The following is a 15,197-nucleotide window of genomic DNA, read 5'->3' as shown; positions in this document are numbered from 1 at the left end:
TATACAGGATTTTCATCATTTTTCAAAGATGATTTTCCTTCTTGTTTTAGTACTTCACATAGTTTAGCGGATTTACAGCTTTACCGCCGACGCGCACTTCAAAGTGCAGGTGAGGTCCGGTACTGCGGCCGGTATTGCCCATCTTAGCGATGGATTGGCCTTGCTCTACGGTTTGACCTACCTTCACATCGATGCGGCTCAAGTGAGCGTAGCGGGTGCTCGTGCCGTTTTGGTGATCGATGATGATGAGATTGCCGTAGCTTCCCGCTCTTCCCGCACGGGTAACGACGCCGCCGTCTGCCGCCTTAATATCGGTACCCACGCTATTGGCTACGTCGATTCCGTAGTGGAAGCGGCCCCAGCGAGGACCGAAGGGAGAGGTAAAACGACCCACTGTCGGGTTGATGAATTTACCCGTTGCAAGGCTGTCCTTCGTGCCCACACAGACGATTTCGTCTACGGCTTCGCGGCTCATGCGGCTACCCTCTACAATGGAGGAGAGGGTTTGGCCGTTTTTACTTTGAATACGCACACTGGTTTGTTTTTGTCCCGGTACGCCGGCACGTTCTACTTTCCGCTGGGTCTTGATCATATTGTCGTCGTCTTTTGTTACGGTTTGGAAAGGTACTTCTTCCACATTGACGATGACTTCATCCAAGCTGACTTCGATTAAGGGTGCTTTTTGTAAAACCTTCAGTTTGCTGCCCTTGGTCACCGGATCTTCCCAATTCGGGTTTAGGGATTTAATTTCTTCAAGGGTCATGCCGAAGCGCTTGGCGATGGATTCTAAGGATTCCGTTTTTTCCGCCACATAGACCACTTCCCGCTTGCCTCCTTCGGTGAGGAGCTTGAAGGCGTCGTCTACGGTTAAGAAGCCTTCCTCGGTTTTGTCCGTTCCCTTTACGGAAAGGGAAGGTTCGATGGTCATAGACTCGATTTTGGAATTTTGTGTTTTGAAATGGTTTTGTAACTTTTGGATTAAAGCGTCGTAACTCGCGGCATTTTCTAATTGGCAAAGGGCCTCGTCGCCTAAATAAAGCTCTACTCGTTCCGCCTTTTTCTCGGGATTTTGAGCTTCTACTTTTGCGGGAGCTTGGGCTCCGTCGTTTACGCCTTCGGCATTTACTATAGTATGTACGCCGCCAAATGCGAGGGTTGTAGCTAATGTTAAAGTTAATAATGAGTTTCTAACGGTCTTCAAAAAATTGCCTACTTTCTAATTAATTTATATTTTTGTGCTGACTTTTGCAGCCCATGTATTTCGTTACTTTTTTGTAACTCTTTCAGAGCACGAAAAGTATTATAACAAATGAATCGAGACATAATATATCGCTTATGCTACATGTCGATTACAATTAAATTACAAATAGACAATAAAAAAGCGAAGGTCTCGCCTTCGCTTTCGTTTTATTTCTTATAAAGTTTTAAATCGCACAGGGGCTGTAGCCACAGTCCTGACATTCGGCGCAGCCGCCGGAATGGTTCATTTTGCCGCCGCACATGGGGCAGGTGTCGGGATCGTCGGTCATTTGTTTGGCGATTTCCCGATTCAGTTCGTCTTGTAATTCTTTTATGCGACTTCCCTTGTCGCTTTTCGATGTGGTCAAGATGCCGCTTCTGGCGCAACCGTCGCGGTAAATGGTAATTCCCTTAAGGCCCATTTTCCACGCGTAGACGTAAAGGTCTTCCACTTCTTCCACGGTAAATTCGTTAGGAACGTTCACCGTAGAGGAGATGGAGGCGTCGATATAGTTTTGCCATGCGGACTGTACGCGAATTCGCGCCTTGTAATCCAAGTTCGAGGTGGTAATGACGAAATCCGGTAAGTCTTCTTCTCTCGTAATATTGCGGGCTTCCATTAAATCGCGAATAATATCGGTGTAAACCGTGTAATAGGTATCTTCGTCGTGAAGGGATTCGGATTTACGAATATAGCTGATTTGGAAGATGGGTTCCACGCCGTTGCTGCAGCCGATAAGGGTGGAGATGGAACCTGTAGGCGCGATAGTAAGGACCTGAGAGTTTCTGAGGCCGTGCTTTTTGATCAGCTCCAATACGTCGGCATCGGCGTTTTCTTTAATAAAGGGGGAGGCCAATACTTTTTCCTCGCGATAACGGGGGAAGGGTCCGTCTTTTTCCGCTAAGAGAGCGGAGGTGCGGAGCGCTTCGTTGACGAGCACATGGCCGATTTCGTGAATCAATTCGATGGATTCGTCGCTTCCGTAAGCGATGCCCATTTTAATAAACATATCGGCGAGGCCCATGATCCCCAATCCGATTTGACGCAGTTCTCTGGAGAGCTCCTGCTGCTGTTTTAAGGGGTGAAGGGTCATGTTCTCATCCAATACATCGTTTAAATAGATGACCCCTTCTTTTACCAGGGTTTTGAATCCTTCGTAATCGAAGCTTGCGTCGTCTGTAAAGGGATTTTTTACAAATTTCCCCAGATTGATACTGGAAAGATTACAGGAACCGAAGGCGGGAAGGGGCTCTTCCGCACAGGGATTGACGCCGGCGTATTCGAAGGTTTCGTCTTCGCTCATAATATGCCAGGAATTGATGCGGTCTTTAAAGAGCACGCCGGGTTCCGCCATGTTCCAGTTGTTGTAAGCCAGGCGGTTCATCATGTCCCGTGCGCTGACTTTTTTTCTGATTTCTTCGCCGGTAGCCTCTACATCGAATGCCAGCGTAAAGTCTTCGCCTTTTTCGTAGGCTTGAAAAAATTCGTCGCTGCAGTTGACGGAAATATTGGCGCTGGTAACTTTATCCAAATCGTTTTTAACGTCGATAAAGTCCATAATGTCCGGGTGGGAGGCGTCCATATTGAGCATGAGGGCGCCGCGGCGGCCACGCATGCCGATTAAACCCGTAGTCAGGGAGTAAAGGTCCATAAAGCTTACGGCTCCCGTCGTAGTGGAGGCGGCGTTGTTGACCTTGGCGCCTTTCGGGCGAAGTTTATTGAGGGTCAGGCCTACGCCGCCGCCGTAACTGTAGGTTCTCGCCATCCACTTCGCCGTATCGTAAATGGATTCGATATTATCTTCTACTTGTGGCATGACATAGCAATTGGAAAGGGTGATCTTCTTGCCGTGATGTTGAAGACCTCTTCCCGCTAAAATACGACCCGCCGGCATAAAGCCTTTGTCCGCAATGGCCTTTTTAATGGCCGACTGCCCGCCGCTTACACGCTCTAAAAAGCCCTCGAAGTTTTCCGAACGGAAGCGGTATTTCTTTTCGTAAATATCCCGTTGAAGATCGGTCATGTCCCAACCGTGTTCTCTTAAGCGGGTGCGCTCTTCACGGTAGAGAATGTACTTCTTCGCCGTCTCCGGGTCCCGCTTCATAAGGGACATTTCTACGGCGTCTTGAATGGCCTCGATATCGATGACCTCTCCCCTTAAAGAAGATTCCACATCCTCTACGACCGCTTTTGAAATTTCGTGATCTACGCCTTTTGCCGTCTCCGCCATAGCCTTTTCCACGGCTATAATGATTTTCTCGCCGTCGTAGGGTACGACGCCTCCGTTTCTCTTTTTAACTTCCATACTGTCTCCTTACTCCATTTTCCTATAACTTATCCACAGGATATCAACATCTTGTGGTTAATTTTGTTTTTACATCTACATATAGTGTCCTCTCCTATGTTACGCCATGGCGAGCTATTTTTCAATTAAAAAAAGGCGGCTCGAGCCACCTTTTTATTCGTCGAAGCGCTCCAAGTGGTAGCGCTCGATGGTTTTAAGAAGTATTTCCCCGTAGCGAGGATTGGTACTGTAACCCGCCGGGTGAAGGGCCTCGGCATAGGCTTCTCGCGTCTTCGCCTCCCGCACGTTTTCGTAGCGAGGAGCCTTTCCGATAAGCTTTCCGTAATCGTAAAAACTCTCTCTCGGCGAATCGTAAGTTCTGAAGCCGTCGCTTATATTTTCTTCCCGATCGGCGATAAATTCCGTCGTGGGGAGGAAGACGGCATTTTCTCCCTTTCCCTTAATGCCGAAATAATTATTGTATTCTTTCGAAAGTTGACTCTCGCCGAAGTTCGATTCCACCGCCGCCTGAGCCAGGATCACCGATGGAATTAAATTGTAGCGCTTCCCCACCTCCTGAGCCAGGGGCCCGTAGGTTTCGAAGAAATCTTCCCGAGAGTGGATCATTTCGGGATCAGGATTGTAACGGGGCCGAAAGAGCCAGAACACGGCGACGACGAAAAGAGCCAGAAAGATCAAGGAGCCCTTTCGCTTGGAAGGAGTGTTTTTTCTCCTCTTCCCGTTCATTTATTCCACCTCGATAATGGTGGAGGGGTCGTCTTTCGCATAGAAAATATTTTGTCCCGTAGCCGTCATAATAATGACCACGAGGGGCATTAAATAATTAAAGATGGCGAAGGGGGCATAGGCCATGGGAGATACGTGTAAAACGCTCTTCATGTACACGCCGCAGGTATTCCAGGGCACCAGGGCACTGGTCACCGTCCCCGAAGATTCGAGAGTGGAAGAGAGCATCTTCGGGTGGAGCCCTCGCCTCTTATATTCCGGCGCAAACATGCGGCCCGGCACCACGAGGGATATATATTGCTCCGGCATGGTCATATTGGAGAGTAAGCAGGTCGCCAGCGTGGCCGCAACGAGGCCCGTAACGGAGCGAATACCCTTTACCACCGAATGGACGATGACTTCCATCTGGCCCGTGCGCTCGGCGATACCGCCGAACATCATGGCGATAAGAGTAAGGGAGACGGATTGCATCATGTTCATGAGTCCGCCGGCGGTTAAGAGTTTATCCAAACCCTCCATACCCGTGGCGGATACGTAGCCGTCCATGCCGCTGCCTAAGATCTCCTTAAAGCCTACAGTAGGTTGAACAATGGGCCCTATCAGTGTGGCCACGGCGATGCCCAGTACGATCCCGGGGAGGGCCGGCATTTTAAAGGCGATGGTGACGATAACCACAATAGGCGGAAGGAGCAGTATAGGGCTGATCACGAAGGCTTCTTTCAAGCCCGATTGCAACTCTTCAATGCCCGACACGTCGGCCATGCCGATTTGCGAACTGTAATGACGGGTCAAGAAGGCGAAAATAATTAAGGTGATGATGTAAGTAATCAAAGTAGGCTTCACCATAGCCTTTACGTGCGTAAAGACATCGGTTCCCGCCATGGCAGGCGCCAGGTTCGTCGTATCGGAGAGAGGACTCATCTTGTCGCCGAAATAGGCGCCGGATAGTATGGCCCCTGCAGTTACGGGGGCGGGAATGTTCAAGCCTTGGGCAATTCCCATAAGGGCGATGCCCATAGTAGCCGCCGTTCCCCAGCTGCTACCCGTCGCCAGGGACGTAATGGAGCAAATAAGGCAGGAGGCTACGAGAAAAATAGAGGGCTTCAAAATATTCAGTCCGTAGTAGATCATGGAAGGCACCACCCCTGTGGCGATCCAAATGCCCACTAAAATCCCGATAGTAATGAGGATCATCACCGACGGCAGAGCCTGTGAAATTCCCTTTACCATGGCCTTTTCAATATCGTCCCAACTGTAGCCGATAAACATGGCCATTAAAGCCGCAAAAATTACGCCGATAAACATGGGAATGTGCGGATCGATCTTAAAGATCAAAATGCTCACACACATTATAAGTACAAGACCCAGAAAGACGATCAGCGATTCCGCAAGGGTCGCCTTTCTAGGTTCGCAGCTCTTTTTCATCATCTCCTCCTTATGTGCTTTATTACATTATTAGAATAGCGTCATTGTTTTTATATTATAGTCTATATTTCTCTTTCCATCATGGAAATTCTGCGGTCCATGGCAAGTAAAATCTTAAGAACTTCCTAAAATTTATGTCTCTATCATTTTACCATATCTCTTTTCCATCTTTCTCTCCAATAAAAAACCCGCCGAAGCGGGTTAAAGTAGTTTTTACTAGAAAATGCCGGTTTCTTGGTGTTGATTCCGAGTTTTTCCGATTCCCATTTTGCCGAGGACCCAGCCCACTGCAAAGCAGATAAGGGAGGGGACGAACCAGGTAAAGCCGAATTGACCTAAGGGTAAGTTTTGGATGGTTTCAACCATACTGTCCAATCCCACCATGCCGCCGATAGTTTCGATAATGGCGACGACTAATACGCCGGCTACCATGAGAATAAAGGCCATGTCGTATTGAATGTGTTTTTCAAACATCATGTAGAATACAAGGGCGATAATAACCGGGTAGACGATGGTTAATACCGGGCCTGCCAATGCGATAATGGCGTCGACGCCGAATAGGGAAAGTGCAAAGCTGATCAAGGTTACGACGATGACGGTGTGTTCGTATTTGATTTTACCGCCGGAAATATCGCCGAAGAAGTTGCCGGCTGCGGAAATCAAGCCGACGGCTGTTGTCATACATGCCAAGGTAACGGCGACGGCAAGGGCAAACTTACCGAAATTACCGAACAGCATGCCGACGAGACCGACGAGGATTTCTACACGGGAGTTATCTTGTGTATAAAGCGTACTACCTTGTGCACCTAAATAGGTGAGGCCGCCGTAGACGATAGCGAGAGCAACGAAGCAGACGATGCCCACTTTAATAATAAAGGATTTCCGTTCTTTATCGCTGACATCGCCGTAGCCCTTGCGAACCAGGTCCGCCACCACAATTCCCGTAAATAGAGGAGCAGCCAAAGCATCCAGCGTTTGATACCCTTCATAAAAACCTTTTACGAAGAAGCCGCCTTCGTGGGGAACGGGTACGATTTCGCCCACAGGTGCAATAATTGCCTTCACAATAATAAGTGCTAAGAAGATTAACAATGCCGGGGTTATGTATTTCCCGATAATATCGACGACGCCGCTTTCTTTATAAGAGAGGGCAAATGCTATAGCAAAGAAGATTAACGATGTTACGAATATGGGAGCGTTGGGCAAGAAAGGTTGAACGCCGACTTCGTGGGTCGTAGCGGCAGTTCTGGGGATAGCGAAGGCCGGTCCGATACAGATAATGGCAATGAGGGATAAGAGCTTCGAAAAACCGGGGCTCACCCGTTTACCTAAGTCGACGGCGCGACCACCTGCAAATGCCGTAATAAAGACCGTGACAATGGGGATGACAGGATCGGCGAGCAAAAAGCCCAGCATAACGGCAAACCAACCGTCTCCGGCTCCGACGCCAAGATAGGGCGGGAAGATTAAGTTGCCTGCGCCGAAGAAAATTGCAAATAGCGCAAGACCACTGACGAAAATATCTTGTGTTTTCTTATTCATAAAATCAACTCCTTTGAAAATTTTAATGTATATATTGCCCTTGCACAACATTATACACAAAATGTTCCCATAATTGAACCAAATATTTCAACATGAGAAAAGAATCTATATTTTATTGTGTATACAAAATTAATTTGGTTTTAATATTTCGAAAACTGCATAATTTACATTTTAAGTTCGAAAAATAACGATGAAAATCGAAATTTTAAAATATATGCCCTTCTTTATAACATTTTCTAATCCGAAAAGTTCAAAATAAAAGATGAGCAATAAAAAAAGCATTTCCGAAGAAATGCTTAGTTTTATTAAAGTGCAGGTTGAATATCGTGATCGTCGCGAACTTTTCCGTAGCCCATTTTACCGAACACAGTACCGATAATCGCACAGACGATACCGGGTACGAGCCAGCTGAAGCCGAACTCGGCTAAGGGCATTTTATCGATCAGGTTCGCAATTCCTTCGAAGGAACCGGTATTGGTGTAAATGGTAGAGATCGTCGCCGCTACGAGGGTACCCACCGCCATACCGATAATGGTGCCGTCGTATTTAAGTTTACGATCGAACATCATAATGAGGGACATGGCGATAAGGGCCGGATAAGCGATGTCCAGTACGGGGCCTGCCAAGCTGATAATGCCTTCGACGCCGACGAGGGACAGTGTAAAACTTACGGCGATACTCACGCAGACGATGATTTCATATTTCCACTTGCCATTGGAAACGGAGTTGAAGAAGTTACCTGCTGCGGAGGTTAAACCTACGGATGTGGTTAGGCAGGCGAGACTAACCGCAATACCAAGGGCTACTTTACCCCATTTGCCGAGCAAGAGACCTACGACGCCGACTAAGATCTCGACGCGGGTAGCATCTTCCGGGAAGTGAGGACCGGCTTGTGCTCCGACATAGGCGAGGCCGCCGTAGATAAAAATAATGAGCACGAGGGCGATCACCGAAACGGCGATAATCATCTGTTTCTTTACTTTTTCCGGTGCGTCTCCGTAACCTTTACGGAGTAAGTCGCCGGTGACGATGGCGGTACAGAGAAGGGATACCATGGCATCCATGGTTTGATAGCCTTCCTTGACGCCCAGTGTAAAATGTCCGCCGGGAGCTACGTCGAGAGGCACACCTACGGGAGCTACTGCTGCCTTAATGATGATGATGCCTAAGAATAGCAGTAAGACAGGCGTAATGTATTGGCCGATAATATCCACTACCCCCGTTTCTTTAATACAGAGGGCGAGGGAAATAGAGAAGAATACCGCCGATACGATCCAAATGGGAAGGTTCGGGAAGAAAGGTAAGAACGCTACTTCGTAAGTAGTAGCTGCGGTTCTCGGAATAGCGAATACGGGGCCGACACTGATCATGGCCGTAGCCGCTAAAATAAGTGCGAAGGGATAGTTTACGCGGCGGCCCAAGTGGACGGCCTTACCTCCTGCAAAGATGGTGACAAGTAAAGTAATAATTGGAATAACAGGGTCCGTGAGAAGGAAACCTGCCGTTACGGCTTTCCATTGAGTTCCTGCGTGGAATCCAAGATATGGCGGGAAAATAAGGTTACCTGCGCCGAAGAAAATAGCGAACAACGCAAAACCTACTACGATCATCTCTTTGATCTTTTTATTTTTCGTTGATTCTCTCCTTCTAAATAATACATGATTAATTATACAGAATACTGAAGAAGAACTCTATAAATTTAGAAAATACAACGGAATCAACGAAAATTAAGCCTTTATTTCACAAAATTTACATTTTAAATACAAAATGCCAAAAAAAGATAGAAAGTTATTTGTTTAGCAACCATATGGTTTTTATATATTGAATTTAATATTGTTTATTTTTTCTTTTTGCTTCCACGCCTTCTTTAGCTACTAAGACGATGGCGTCGTGTTCCATTAAAAGATCGCCGCTTTCGTCGCGAATAAAGACATCCAGGTGAACTACGCCGTAATCTCCCCCGCTTTTAATCTCAATTTTATCTACGACCAGGGTCGTGTAGAGCATGACGTGGGGATAGACGGGCTTTACCCAACGGAGATGATCCATGCCGATGCCGGCCACTACGCCTCCTTCGTCGAGCTTGGTATGCACCCATTTGCCCCAGCAGGCGTAAAAGGTATGGAAGCCCGATGCGATAATGCCGCCGAAACGACTGTCCGCCGCCATCTCCGGATCTACGTGGATGGGTCGAGGGTCGTGTACTTTTGCGAAGGTAATGATCTCCTGCTCCGTGAATGAAATGGGGCTCAATTGAAAGGTAAGGCCCTCTACATAATCATCTAAATACATGCTTCCTCCTTTAACGAGACGAGGTAATAGTGCCGCCGCCGATGACTTTATCACCGTCGTAACAGACGACAGCCTGTCCGGCGGAAATGGCGCCGTGGGGCACGTGAAAATCGACGGTGACCTTGCCGTCGCCGTGATCCGTAAGGGTGGCGGGGGTTTCTTTTCCGTGATAGCGGGTTCTCGCCGTAACTTCCGTCTCTTCTCTTCGCGCCACGCTGACCCAGTTAAAGTCTATGGCTTCCAAACTGTTTTTCTCCAGTCCTTCTTTCGCTCCGACGATAACCTGATTTTTTTCCATATCTTTTTCGAGAACATAGACCGGGTGGCCCGCCGCCACGCCGAGTCCCTTTCTCTGGCCGATGGTATAGCCTACGGCGCCGTCGTGACGGCCGAGGACTTTCCCCGATCCGTCGACGATATCGCCTTCAGGATAGGTCTTATCTTGGAAACGCTCCAAAAATCCCTTGTAGTCTCCGTCGGGCACGAAGCAAATATCTTGGGAATCGTGCTTCTTGGCGTTAATGAGGCCCGCTTCTTCGGCGATGCGGCGCACCTCTTCTTTCTCCAAGTCTCCCAGGGGAAAGAGGGTGTGGGCCAGTTGATCCTGTGTCAAACTGTAGAGCACGTAAGATTGATCTTTTTTTCCGTCCGGACCCTTTAAAAGGGTATAGCGATCTTCCCCTTCATCGTATTCGATGCGGGCATAGTGGCCCGTAGCAATATAATCGCAGTCCAAATCTTTCGCTCGTTTGTAGAGATCGTTGAATTTTAAAAAGCGATTACAGTCGATGCAGGGATTGGGGGTCCAACCCTTTTCGTAGTAATCGATAAATTTTTCGATAACCTCTTCCTGAAAACGCTCGGAAAAATCATAGACGAAATAGTCCATATCCAGTTTCGCCGCCACCATGCGGGCGTCGTCGATATCGTCTAAGGAACAGCAGGTATGCCCCGTATTTTGCACCGTTTCGTTTTCGTATAGTTTCATGGTGACGCCGATACATTCGTGTCCCTGCTTTTTTAATAAATAGGCGGCGACGGAACTGTCCACCCCGCCGCTCATGGCTACCAATACGCGACTCACTGTCTCTTCCTTTCTAAAATATCTCTTAATGCTTCGAGGAATATTTCCACATCCTCCATGGTATTTTCCGGTCCGAAGGAAATTCGAAGGGGCGCTCTTCCCTTTTCGTCGATTCCCATGGCTGAAAGTACATGGCTCGCCGTGGAGGCGCCGGCCTGACAGGCGCTCCCTCCGCTTGCGGCGATGTTTTTTCTGTCTAATTGAAATAATAACACATCCCGCTCCATTCCATCGACCATGGCGTGAACAATTCTCGGATCCGCTCCTTCCACCGTAAGGTGAACGCCCTCCATGGCGTCCAACCCTTTTCTGCAAGCTTCGGACAACGCGGCGATATGTTTTGATGTGGTTTCCCGTTCTTTTTCCGCCAGTTTTAAAGCTTCTACCATGCCGATGATGGAGGGAATATTTTCTGTGCCGCTTCGCATGCCTCGCTCCTGGCCGCCGCCGAGGGTAAAGGGATGGAGTTCTTTTTTCGCAATTAAAATTCCCACGCCCTTGGGACCGTAAAATTTATGGCCGCTTATGGCGATAAAATCTCCGGAGTAATCTTTTACGGGCAAATGGCCCGCCGCCTGAACCCCGTCTACATGAAGAGGCACCCGACCTTTTAAGCCCTCTCGAACGGCTTCTATGGGCTGAATGGAGCCCACCTCATTGTTTACCGCCATGATGCTCACGAGGAAGGTATCCTCTCTTATGGCGTCTAAAACTTGTTTTTCCGAGACCACACCGTTTTTATCGGGCTTCAGATAAGTCACTTCCACGCCCAGGCTCTCCAGATATTTTGCCATTTCGAGGACCGCCTCGTGTTCTATGGCGGTGGTAACCATATGGCCCGGGGAGATCTTGCGATTCTTATAGCTACTTAAAATGGCCATATTGTCCGCTTCCGTTCCGGAAGAGGTGAAGTACACTTCTTTCATTGTAACGCCGAAAAGAGTGGCCACCTCGAGCCTTGCGGTTTCCAATGCATTTTTCGCCGCCCGTCCCGCTCCGTGTTGGCTGGAGGGATTGCCGTAGGTTTCGTTGAAATAAGGCAACATGGCTTCCAATGCTTCTTTACGCAAGGGACAGGTCGCCGCGTGGTCGAGGTAAATCATATATCTCCTTTCAATAAAACAGCTTCCCGAAGGAAGCCGTCTTTAACGATAAGCCGAAGCTTGTTCTTTAATACTTTGAGCTACCCGTCGGCTCTCGTTGATCTTTCGAATGGTCTTTTTGTGAACGCCCGCCTCCAACTCGCCCTCCCTCAATAGGGAAAGGACTTCTCCCGGGGCGTAGAGCACGGTTTCCGCGAAAAACCAGCCGAGGGCCATTTGTACATAATAGTGATCGCTCCTGATATTTTTCAAGCGATTTATGGCGCCTGAAGTATCTTCCCGGATATGGCGAAGGGCGAGGACGATGCCTAGCCGAGCCGCATAGGGTCTCGGATCTTCGCTTAAGTCTAAATACCACTCCATTAAAGACGGATCGCCGTAAAAAGATTTGGGATCCAAACTGTCCACTACCGCCCAATTATCTAAATAGGGTAAAAAGTTTTGAACGGCCTCCAAGGCTTCTTCTCGATCCAGGCGATTGATCACGAAATCGTGGAGCATATCCTCTTCAAAGTACTGATGAGGCAGTTGATCTAAATAATCTTTCGGAAGCTCCTTGGCTATTTTACGAAGGACGGGCACCTTTACCCCCAGTATACGCTCCAGCTCTACTGTAGGCAGGAGTTTTCTCATAAAATCCCTATGGCGTTCCGTGCTCGCCTCTATTAATTTTTCCCGTATAGTTTCCATTAGGACGCGGCCTTGTAAATCACATAGATTAAAATGATGAGGGCTAAAATAAGCCAGAGGATTTTGTTCGACTTTTGTTTTTTGGGCGTCGACACCTTTTTAGAAGTCTGCTGTACCTTCTGCGGTTTGGCGTCTTCTTTCTTTTTCGGCTTCGGTTTTACTTCAGATCCGGTCGAAGGTTTCGATTCGGTTTCGATTTTTTCAGACTTAGTCTCCGATTCTTTAACAGGCTTGTTCTCTTCGACTTTTAGCTTATTTTCCGCCGACGCTTTTTGAAGATCTTTTTCTACACTATCTGTCGGATGGATGAGCTCATCTTTTTCAACCTTCTTCGGTTTTTTCTCCGGAACGCGGCCCGCGGCCCGATCCTCTTCTTTCTTTGCCTTGCGGCGCTTACGCTTCTTGGCCTGTTTTTTTCTCGGATCGTCTTCCGGAGAAGGTGCGAGATCCTCGGGCTTCAGGTTTTTCTTTTTCTGCTTTTCCTTTTTAGGATTTAATTTTTCTACGTCCCGAGGCTCTATTTTCTTTTTTTCATCCACTTCCGGGATTTGATCAGTCTCTCCGTCCAAAACATCGCCGGCATCACTGTCGGCGAGATCCACGACGGCTACTTCTTCTACAGGCTCTGAAATTATTTCTTCTTTTGAAACTTCCTCTTCGTCGGGTTCTTCCTTTATTTTTTCCTCTTTTCCACCGTCTAAAACTTCTCCGGCATCGCTGTCGGCAAGGTCCACAGTGTCGGCTTCCACAGGTTCCGAAACAGGTTCTTCTGTTAAAATCACCTCTTGTCCTTCACCTGAAACATCGCCCCTATCGTCATGGACGAGATTTCCTACCTCGACTTCATCTCTATGTACATCTTCTTTCATGACCACGACTTCCGGCTCTTCCCCATCGTGAATCTGCTCTTTTTCACCCAGATGATAGACCATGGGCGTGCCGCAGGATGCACAAAATTTTTCTCTCGAATTATTTTCGTAACCGCAATACCGACATTTCATTGAAGAGACCCCCTTTGTCATCAATAGATTATGGGAATGTATACCCTTTTACAGTAGAATATCACGATCTCTCAAAGAATTGTTAACTTTTTATTTTTTCTCTTCTTTTAATTTTAGGAATGGGAAGCTGTGCAAGTAAAATAGCCGCAAACATAAGGGCGCATCCCAGCCACTCTCTCGCCGTTACAAGCTCTCCCAAGACCACGATGCCGCCTAAAAGGCCGAAGACCGATTCCAAGCTCATTAAGAGGCTTACGGTGGTAGGCTCGCTGTAGCGCTGGGCCACTATCTGAATGGTAAAGCCGATGCCACTGGATAAAAATCCCAGGTATAAAATGGCGGGAAGGGCTCGGGTGAAATCGCCGAGAAGAGAAGCGCCGGTAGGTAAAATAAAGAGAAAAGACATAATGCCCGCCACAAAAAACTGAATGCAGCTCATGGCCACGCCGTCTACATTTTTACTGAAGTGATCCACCACTAAAATATGCACGGCAAATGCTAAAGCCGAAAGAAAGACCAAAATGTCGCCCAGTTCTACGGAAAAACCCGTGTCCTTTTTAACGCTTATAAAGTAGAGCCCAAAACAGGCGACGAGAACGGAAATCCACGTCTTTTTCGATACTTTATGGCCGAGGACTATGCCGCCGATGGGCACGAGGATAATATAGAGAGCCGTAATAAAGCTGCCCTTCCCCGCTGTTGTAAATTGAAGGCCGTATTGTTGCAGGGCCATGGCCACGCTTAAGGCGATGCCGCAGCATATACCGCCGACAATGGTGCCCTTAAGATCTGTCCCGACATTTCGAAGTTTCGGGAAAAACAACAAGATCGCCAGAAGGAAAAGCCCGGCGATAAAATTTCTGTGCATATTTAAGGCAAAGGGATGAATGTGGTCTATTCCCGTTACCTGAGCCACAAATGCAAGTCCCCAAATTATAGAGACGAGCAACATTAACAGATTCGCACGTGTACGATTCATTCTATTCTTCCTTTTCTATTTGCTATAGGTTTTTCTAGTGGCGTGCATGGTAAAGATCGATTGAAAGGAAAGTACGCCTTCCTGGTAAAATAAAATCTCGGTGATTATATTGGATTTTCCGTTTTTACCGATAAAGGCTTCTACCTTCACATCCCCTTTATAAAGGGGTCTGTGATAGAAACAGCTGGCGTCTTTTGTAACGACGATTCCCTCACGATCGCATAAAATAGCGGCGATCACATCGGCCATGCCGAAGTGGATCATTCCCTGGCAGGTGCCGATAGAATTAAGGGCCCCGTCCCATACGTGCCAGCGGGCCTTTAAACTTTCCTCGTCCTGTTCCAATATTTCCAGCTTTGAATCTTCGATTAAACGGAGGTCCAAGCCGTCGTCGATTCGTCGATAAGTCGCCATTATAATGTCCCTTTCATTTTCGCCATATCGAAAAAGCCCTTCATACAAACTTTTCCGCCTTGAATAAGCTCTACTTCCATAAGGGAAGTGAAGCTTCCCTTTCTGCTCAAACGACAGATTATTTCAACTTTTCCTTTTTCTATGGAATGGTAGTAGTAAAAGTGAGAACTTTTCGTGAGCACATGTCGATCCTTATATCCTAAGACGGCGCACAAAACATCGGCAACTGAAAAACATGCCCCACCGTGAGCAATATGGGCAGGATTTAAATCCGCCTCATGGACATGCCAATAAGCTCGAAGTTCTCGATCTGTGTGTTCCAAAATTTCAATATCAAATTGAGTAATGAATCCGGCAAAAATTTCTTCCGGCTGATTCTTTTTATTAACCATACTA

General features: G+C 47.6%; 14 protein-coding genes. All 14 read right to left on the bottom strand.

All coding sequences use genetic code 11. The features are described from left to right. Nucleotides 1-46: 46 nt before the first annotated feature. Nucleotides 47-1,201 (bottom strand): peptidoglycan DD-metalloendopeptidase family protein, encoded by a 1,155-nt coding sequence (locus PEPTYR26121_RS03930; protein WP_180499441.1) that lies wholly within the window; start codon nucleotides 1,199-1,201, stop codon nucleotides 47-49. A gap of 223 nt (nucleotides 1,202-1,424) precedes the next feature. Next, on the bottom strand, nucleotides 1,425-3,545 hold the full coding sequence (locus PEPTYR26121_RS03925; protein ID WP_180499439.1) for an adenosylcobalamin-dependent ribonucleoside-diphosphate reductase: 2,121 nt from the start codon (nucleotides 3,543-3,545) through the stop codon (nucleotides 1,425-1,427). Between the two features lie 153 nt (nucleotides 3,546-3,698). Then, entirely contained in the window at nucleotides 3,699-4,271 is a 573-nt protein-coding gene (locus PEPTYR26121_RS03920) for a glycoside hydrolase family 73 protein (RefSeq protein ID WP_180499437.1), read from the bottom strand. Next, complete coding sequence (gene nhaC / locus PEPTYR26121_RS03915) at nucleotides 4,272-5,696, bottom strand: Na+/H+ antiporter NhaC (protein ID WP_246285889.1); 1,425 nt, start codon at nucleotides 5,694-5,696, stop codon at nucleotides 4,272-4,274. Between the two features lie 216 nt (nucleotides 5,697-5,912). Then, entirely contained in the window at nucleotides 5,913-7,238 is a 1,326-nt protein-coding gene (gene brnQ / locus PEPTYR26121_RS03910) for a branched-chain amino acid transport system II carrier protein (RefSeq protein WP_180499433.1), read from the bottom strand. A 305-nt stretch (nucleotides 7,239-7,543) separates the two neighbouring features. Then, entirely contained in the window at nucleotides 7,544-8,848 is a 1,305-nt protein-coding gene (gene brnQ, locus PEPTYR26121_RS03905) for a branched-chain amino acid transport system II carrier protein (protein WP_180499431.1), read from the bottom strand. 217 nt (nucleotides 8,849-9,065) lie between these two features. Further along, nucleotides 9,066-9,530: a MaoC/PaaZ C-terminal domain-containing protein gene (locus PEPTYR26121_RS03900; protein WP_180499429.1), complete on the bottom strand. Its 465-nt coding sequence runs from the start codon at nucleotides 9,528-9,530 to the stop codon at nucleotides 9,066-9,068. Nucleotides 9,531-9,540: 10 nt separating this feature from the next. After that, nucleotides 9,541-10,614, bottom strand: a complete 1,074-nt coding sequence (gene mnmA / locus PEPTYR26121_RS03895; RefSeq protein ID WP_246285888.1) for a tRNA 2-thiouridine(34) synthase MnmA — start codon at nucleotides 10,612-10,614, stop codon at nucleotides 9,541-9,543. Then, the gene (locus PEPTYR26121_RS03890; RefSeq protein WP_180499427.1) at nucleotides 10,611-11,717 is read right to left on the bottom strand and encodes a cysteine desulfurase family protein; all 1,107 of its coding nucleotides are present in this window, start codon (nucleotides 11,715-11,717) and stop codon (nucleotides 10,611-10,613) included. The genes mnmA and PEPTYR26121_RS03890 overlap by 4 nt, the downstream gene beginning before the upstream one ends. A 42-nt stretch (nucleotides 11,718-11,759) precedes the next feature. Then, on the bottom strand, nucleotides 11,760-12,407 hold the full coding sequence (locus PEPTYR26121_RS03885; RefSeq protein ID WP_180499425.1) for a DNA alkylation repair protein: 648 nt from the start codon (nucleotides 12,405-12,407) through the stop codon (nucleotides 11,760-11,762). Then, nucleotides 12,407-13,408 carry a zinc ribbon domain-containing protein gene (locus PEPTYR26121_RS03880; RefSeq protein WP_180499424.1) on the bottom strand — a complete coding sequence of 334 codons (1,002 nt, stop codon included), beginning with the start codon at nucleotides 13,406-13,408 and terminating at the stop codon, nucleotides 12,407-12,409. Before PEPTYR26121_RS03880 ends, PEPTYR26121_RS03885 begins: the two co-directional genes overlap by 1 nt. 82 nt (nucleotides 13,409-13,490) lie before the next feature. After that, nucleotides 13,491-14,387, bottom strand: a complete 897-nt coding sequence (locus PEPTYR26121_RS03875) for a DMT family transporter (protein ID WP_180499422.1) — start codon at nucleotides 14,385-14,387, stop codon at nucleotides 13,491-13,493. Between the two features lie 15 nt (nucleotides 14,388-14,402). Continuing rightward, nucleotides 14,403-14,801: a PaaI family thioesterase gene (locus PEPTYR26121_RS03870; protein ID WP_180499420.1), complete on the bottom strand. Its 399-nt coding sequence runs from the start codon at nucleotides 14,799-14,801 to the stop codon at nucleotides 14,403-14,405. Beyond that, entirely contained in the window at nucleotides 14,801-15,193 is a 393-nt protein-coding gene (locus PEPTYR26121_RS03865; protein WP_180499418.1) for a PaaI family thioesterase, read from the bottom strand. Before PEPTYR26121_RS03865 ends, PEPTYR26121_RS03870 begins: the two co-directional genes overlap by 1 nt. Nucleotides 15,194-15,197 lie beyond the last annotated feature (4 nt).

Source organism: Aedoeadaptatus nemausensis (genome assembly GCF_903819165.1).
Lineage (GTDB): Bacteria > Bacillota > Clostridia > Tissierellales > Peptoniphilaceae > Aedoeadaptatus > Aedoeadaptatus nemausensis.
Note: the sequence above shows the minus strand (reverse complement) of the source record. Positions and strands in the feature narration are given on the sequence as shown.

Bases quoted from the DNA above. Each gene is read 5' to 3' on its own strand.
- PEPTYR26121_RS03865 (WP_180499418.1), bottom strand. From the start codon at position 15,193: ATGGTTAATAAAAAGAATCAGCCGGAAGAAATTTTTGCCGGATTCATT.
- PEPTYR26121_RS03875 (WP_180499422.1), bottom strand. From the start codon at position 14,387: ATGAATCGTACACGTGCGAATCTGTTAATGTTGCTCGTCTCTATAATT.
- PEPTYR26121_RS03880 (WP_180499424.1), bottom strand. From the start codon at position 13,408: ATGAAATGTCGGTATTGCGGTTACGAAAATAATTCGAGAGAAAAATTT.
- nhaC (WP_246285889.1), bottom strand. From the start codon at position 5,696: ATGAAAAAGAGCTGCGAACCTAGAAAGGCGACCCTTGCGGAATCGCTG.
- PEPTYR26121_RS03900 (WP_180499429.1), bottom strand. From the start codon at position 9,530: ATGTATTTAGATGATTATGTAGAGGGCCTTACCTTTCAATTGAGCCCC.
- brnQ (WP_180499433.1), bottom strand. From the start codon at position 7,238: ATGAATAAGAAAACACAAGATATTTTCGTCAGTGGTCTTGCGCTATTT.
- PEPTYR26121_RS03870 (WP_180499420.1), bottom strand. From the start codon at position 14,801: ATGGCGACTTATCGACGAATCGACGACGGCTTGGACCTCCGTTTAATC.
- PEPTYR26121_RS03890 (WP_180499427.1), bottom strand. From the start codon at position 11,717: ATGATTTACCTCGACCACGCGGCGACCTGTCCCTTGCGTAAAGAAGCA.
- PEPTYR26121_RS03925 (WP_180499439.1), bottom strand. From the start codon at position 3,545: ATGGAAGTTAAAAAGAGAAACGGAGGCGTCGTACCCTACGACGGCGAG.
- PEPTYR26121_RS03920 (WP_180499437.1), bottom strand. From the start codon at position 4,271: ATGAACGGGAAGAGGAGAAAAAACACTCCTTCCAAGCGAAAGGGCTCC.
- brnQ (WP_180499431.1), bottom strand. From the start codon at position 8,848: ATGATCGTAGTAGGTTTTGCGTTGTTCGCTATTTTCTTCGGCGCAGGT.
- PEPTYR26121_RS03885 (WP_180499425.1), bottom strand. From the start codon at position 12,407: ATGGAAACTATACGGGAAAAATTAATAGAGGCGAGCACGGAACGCCAT.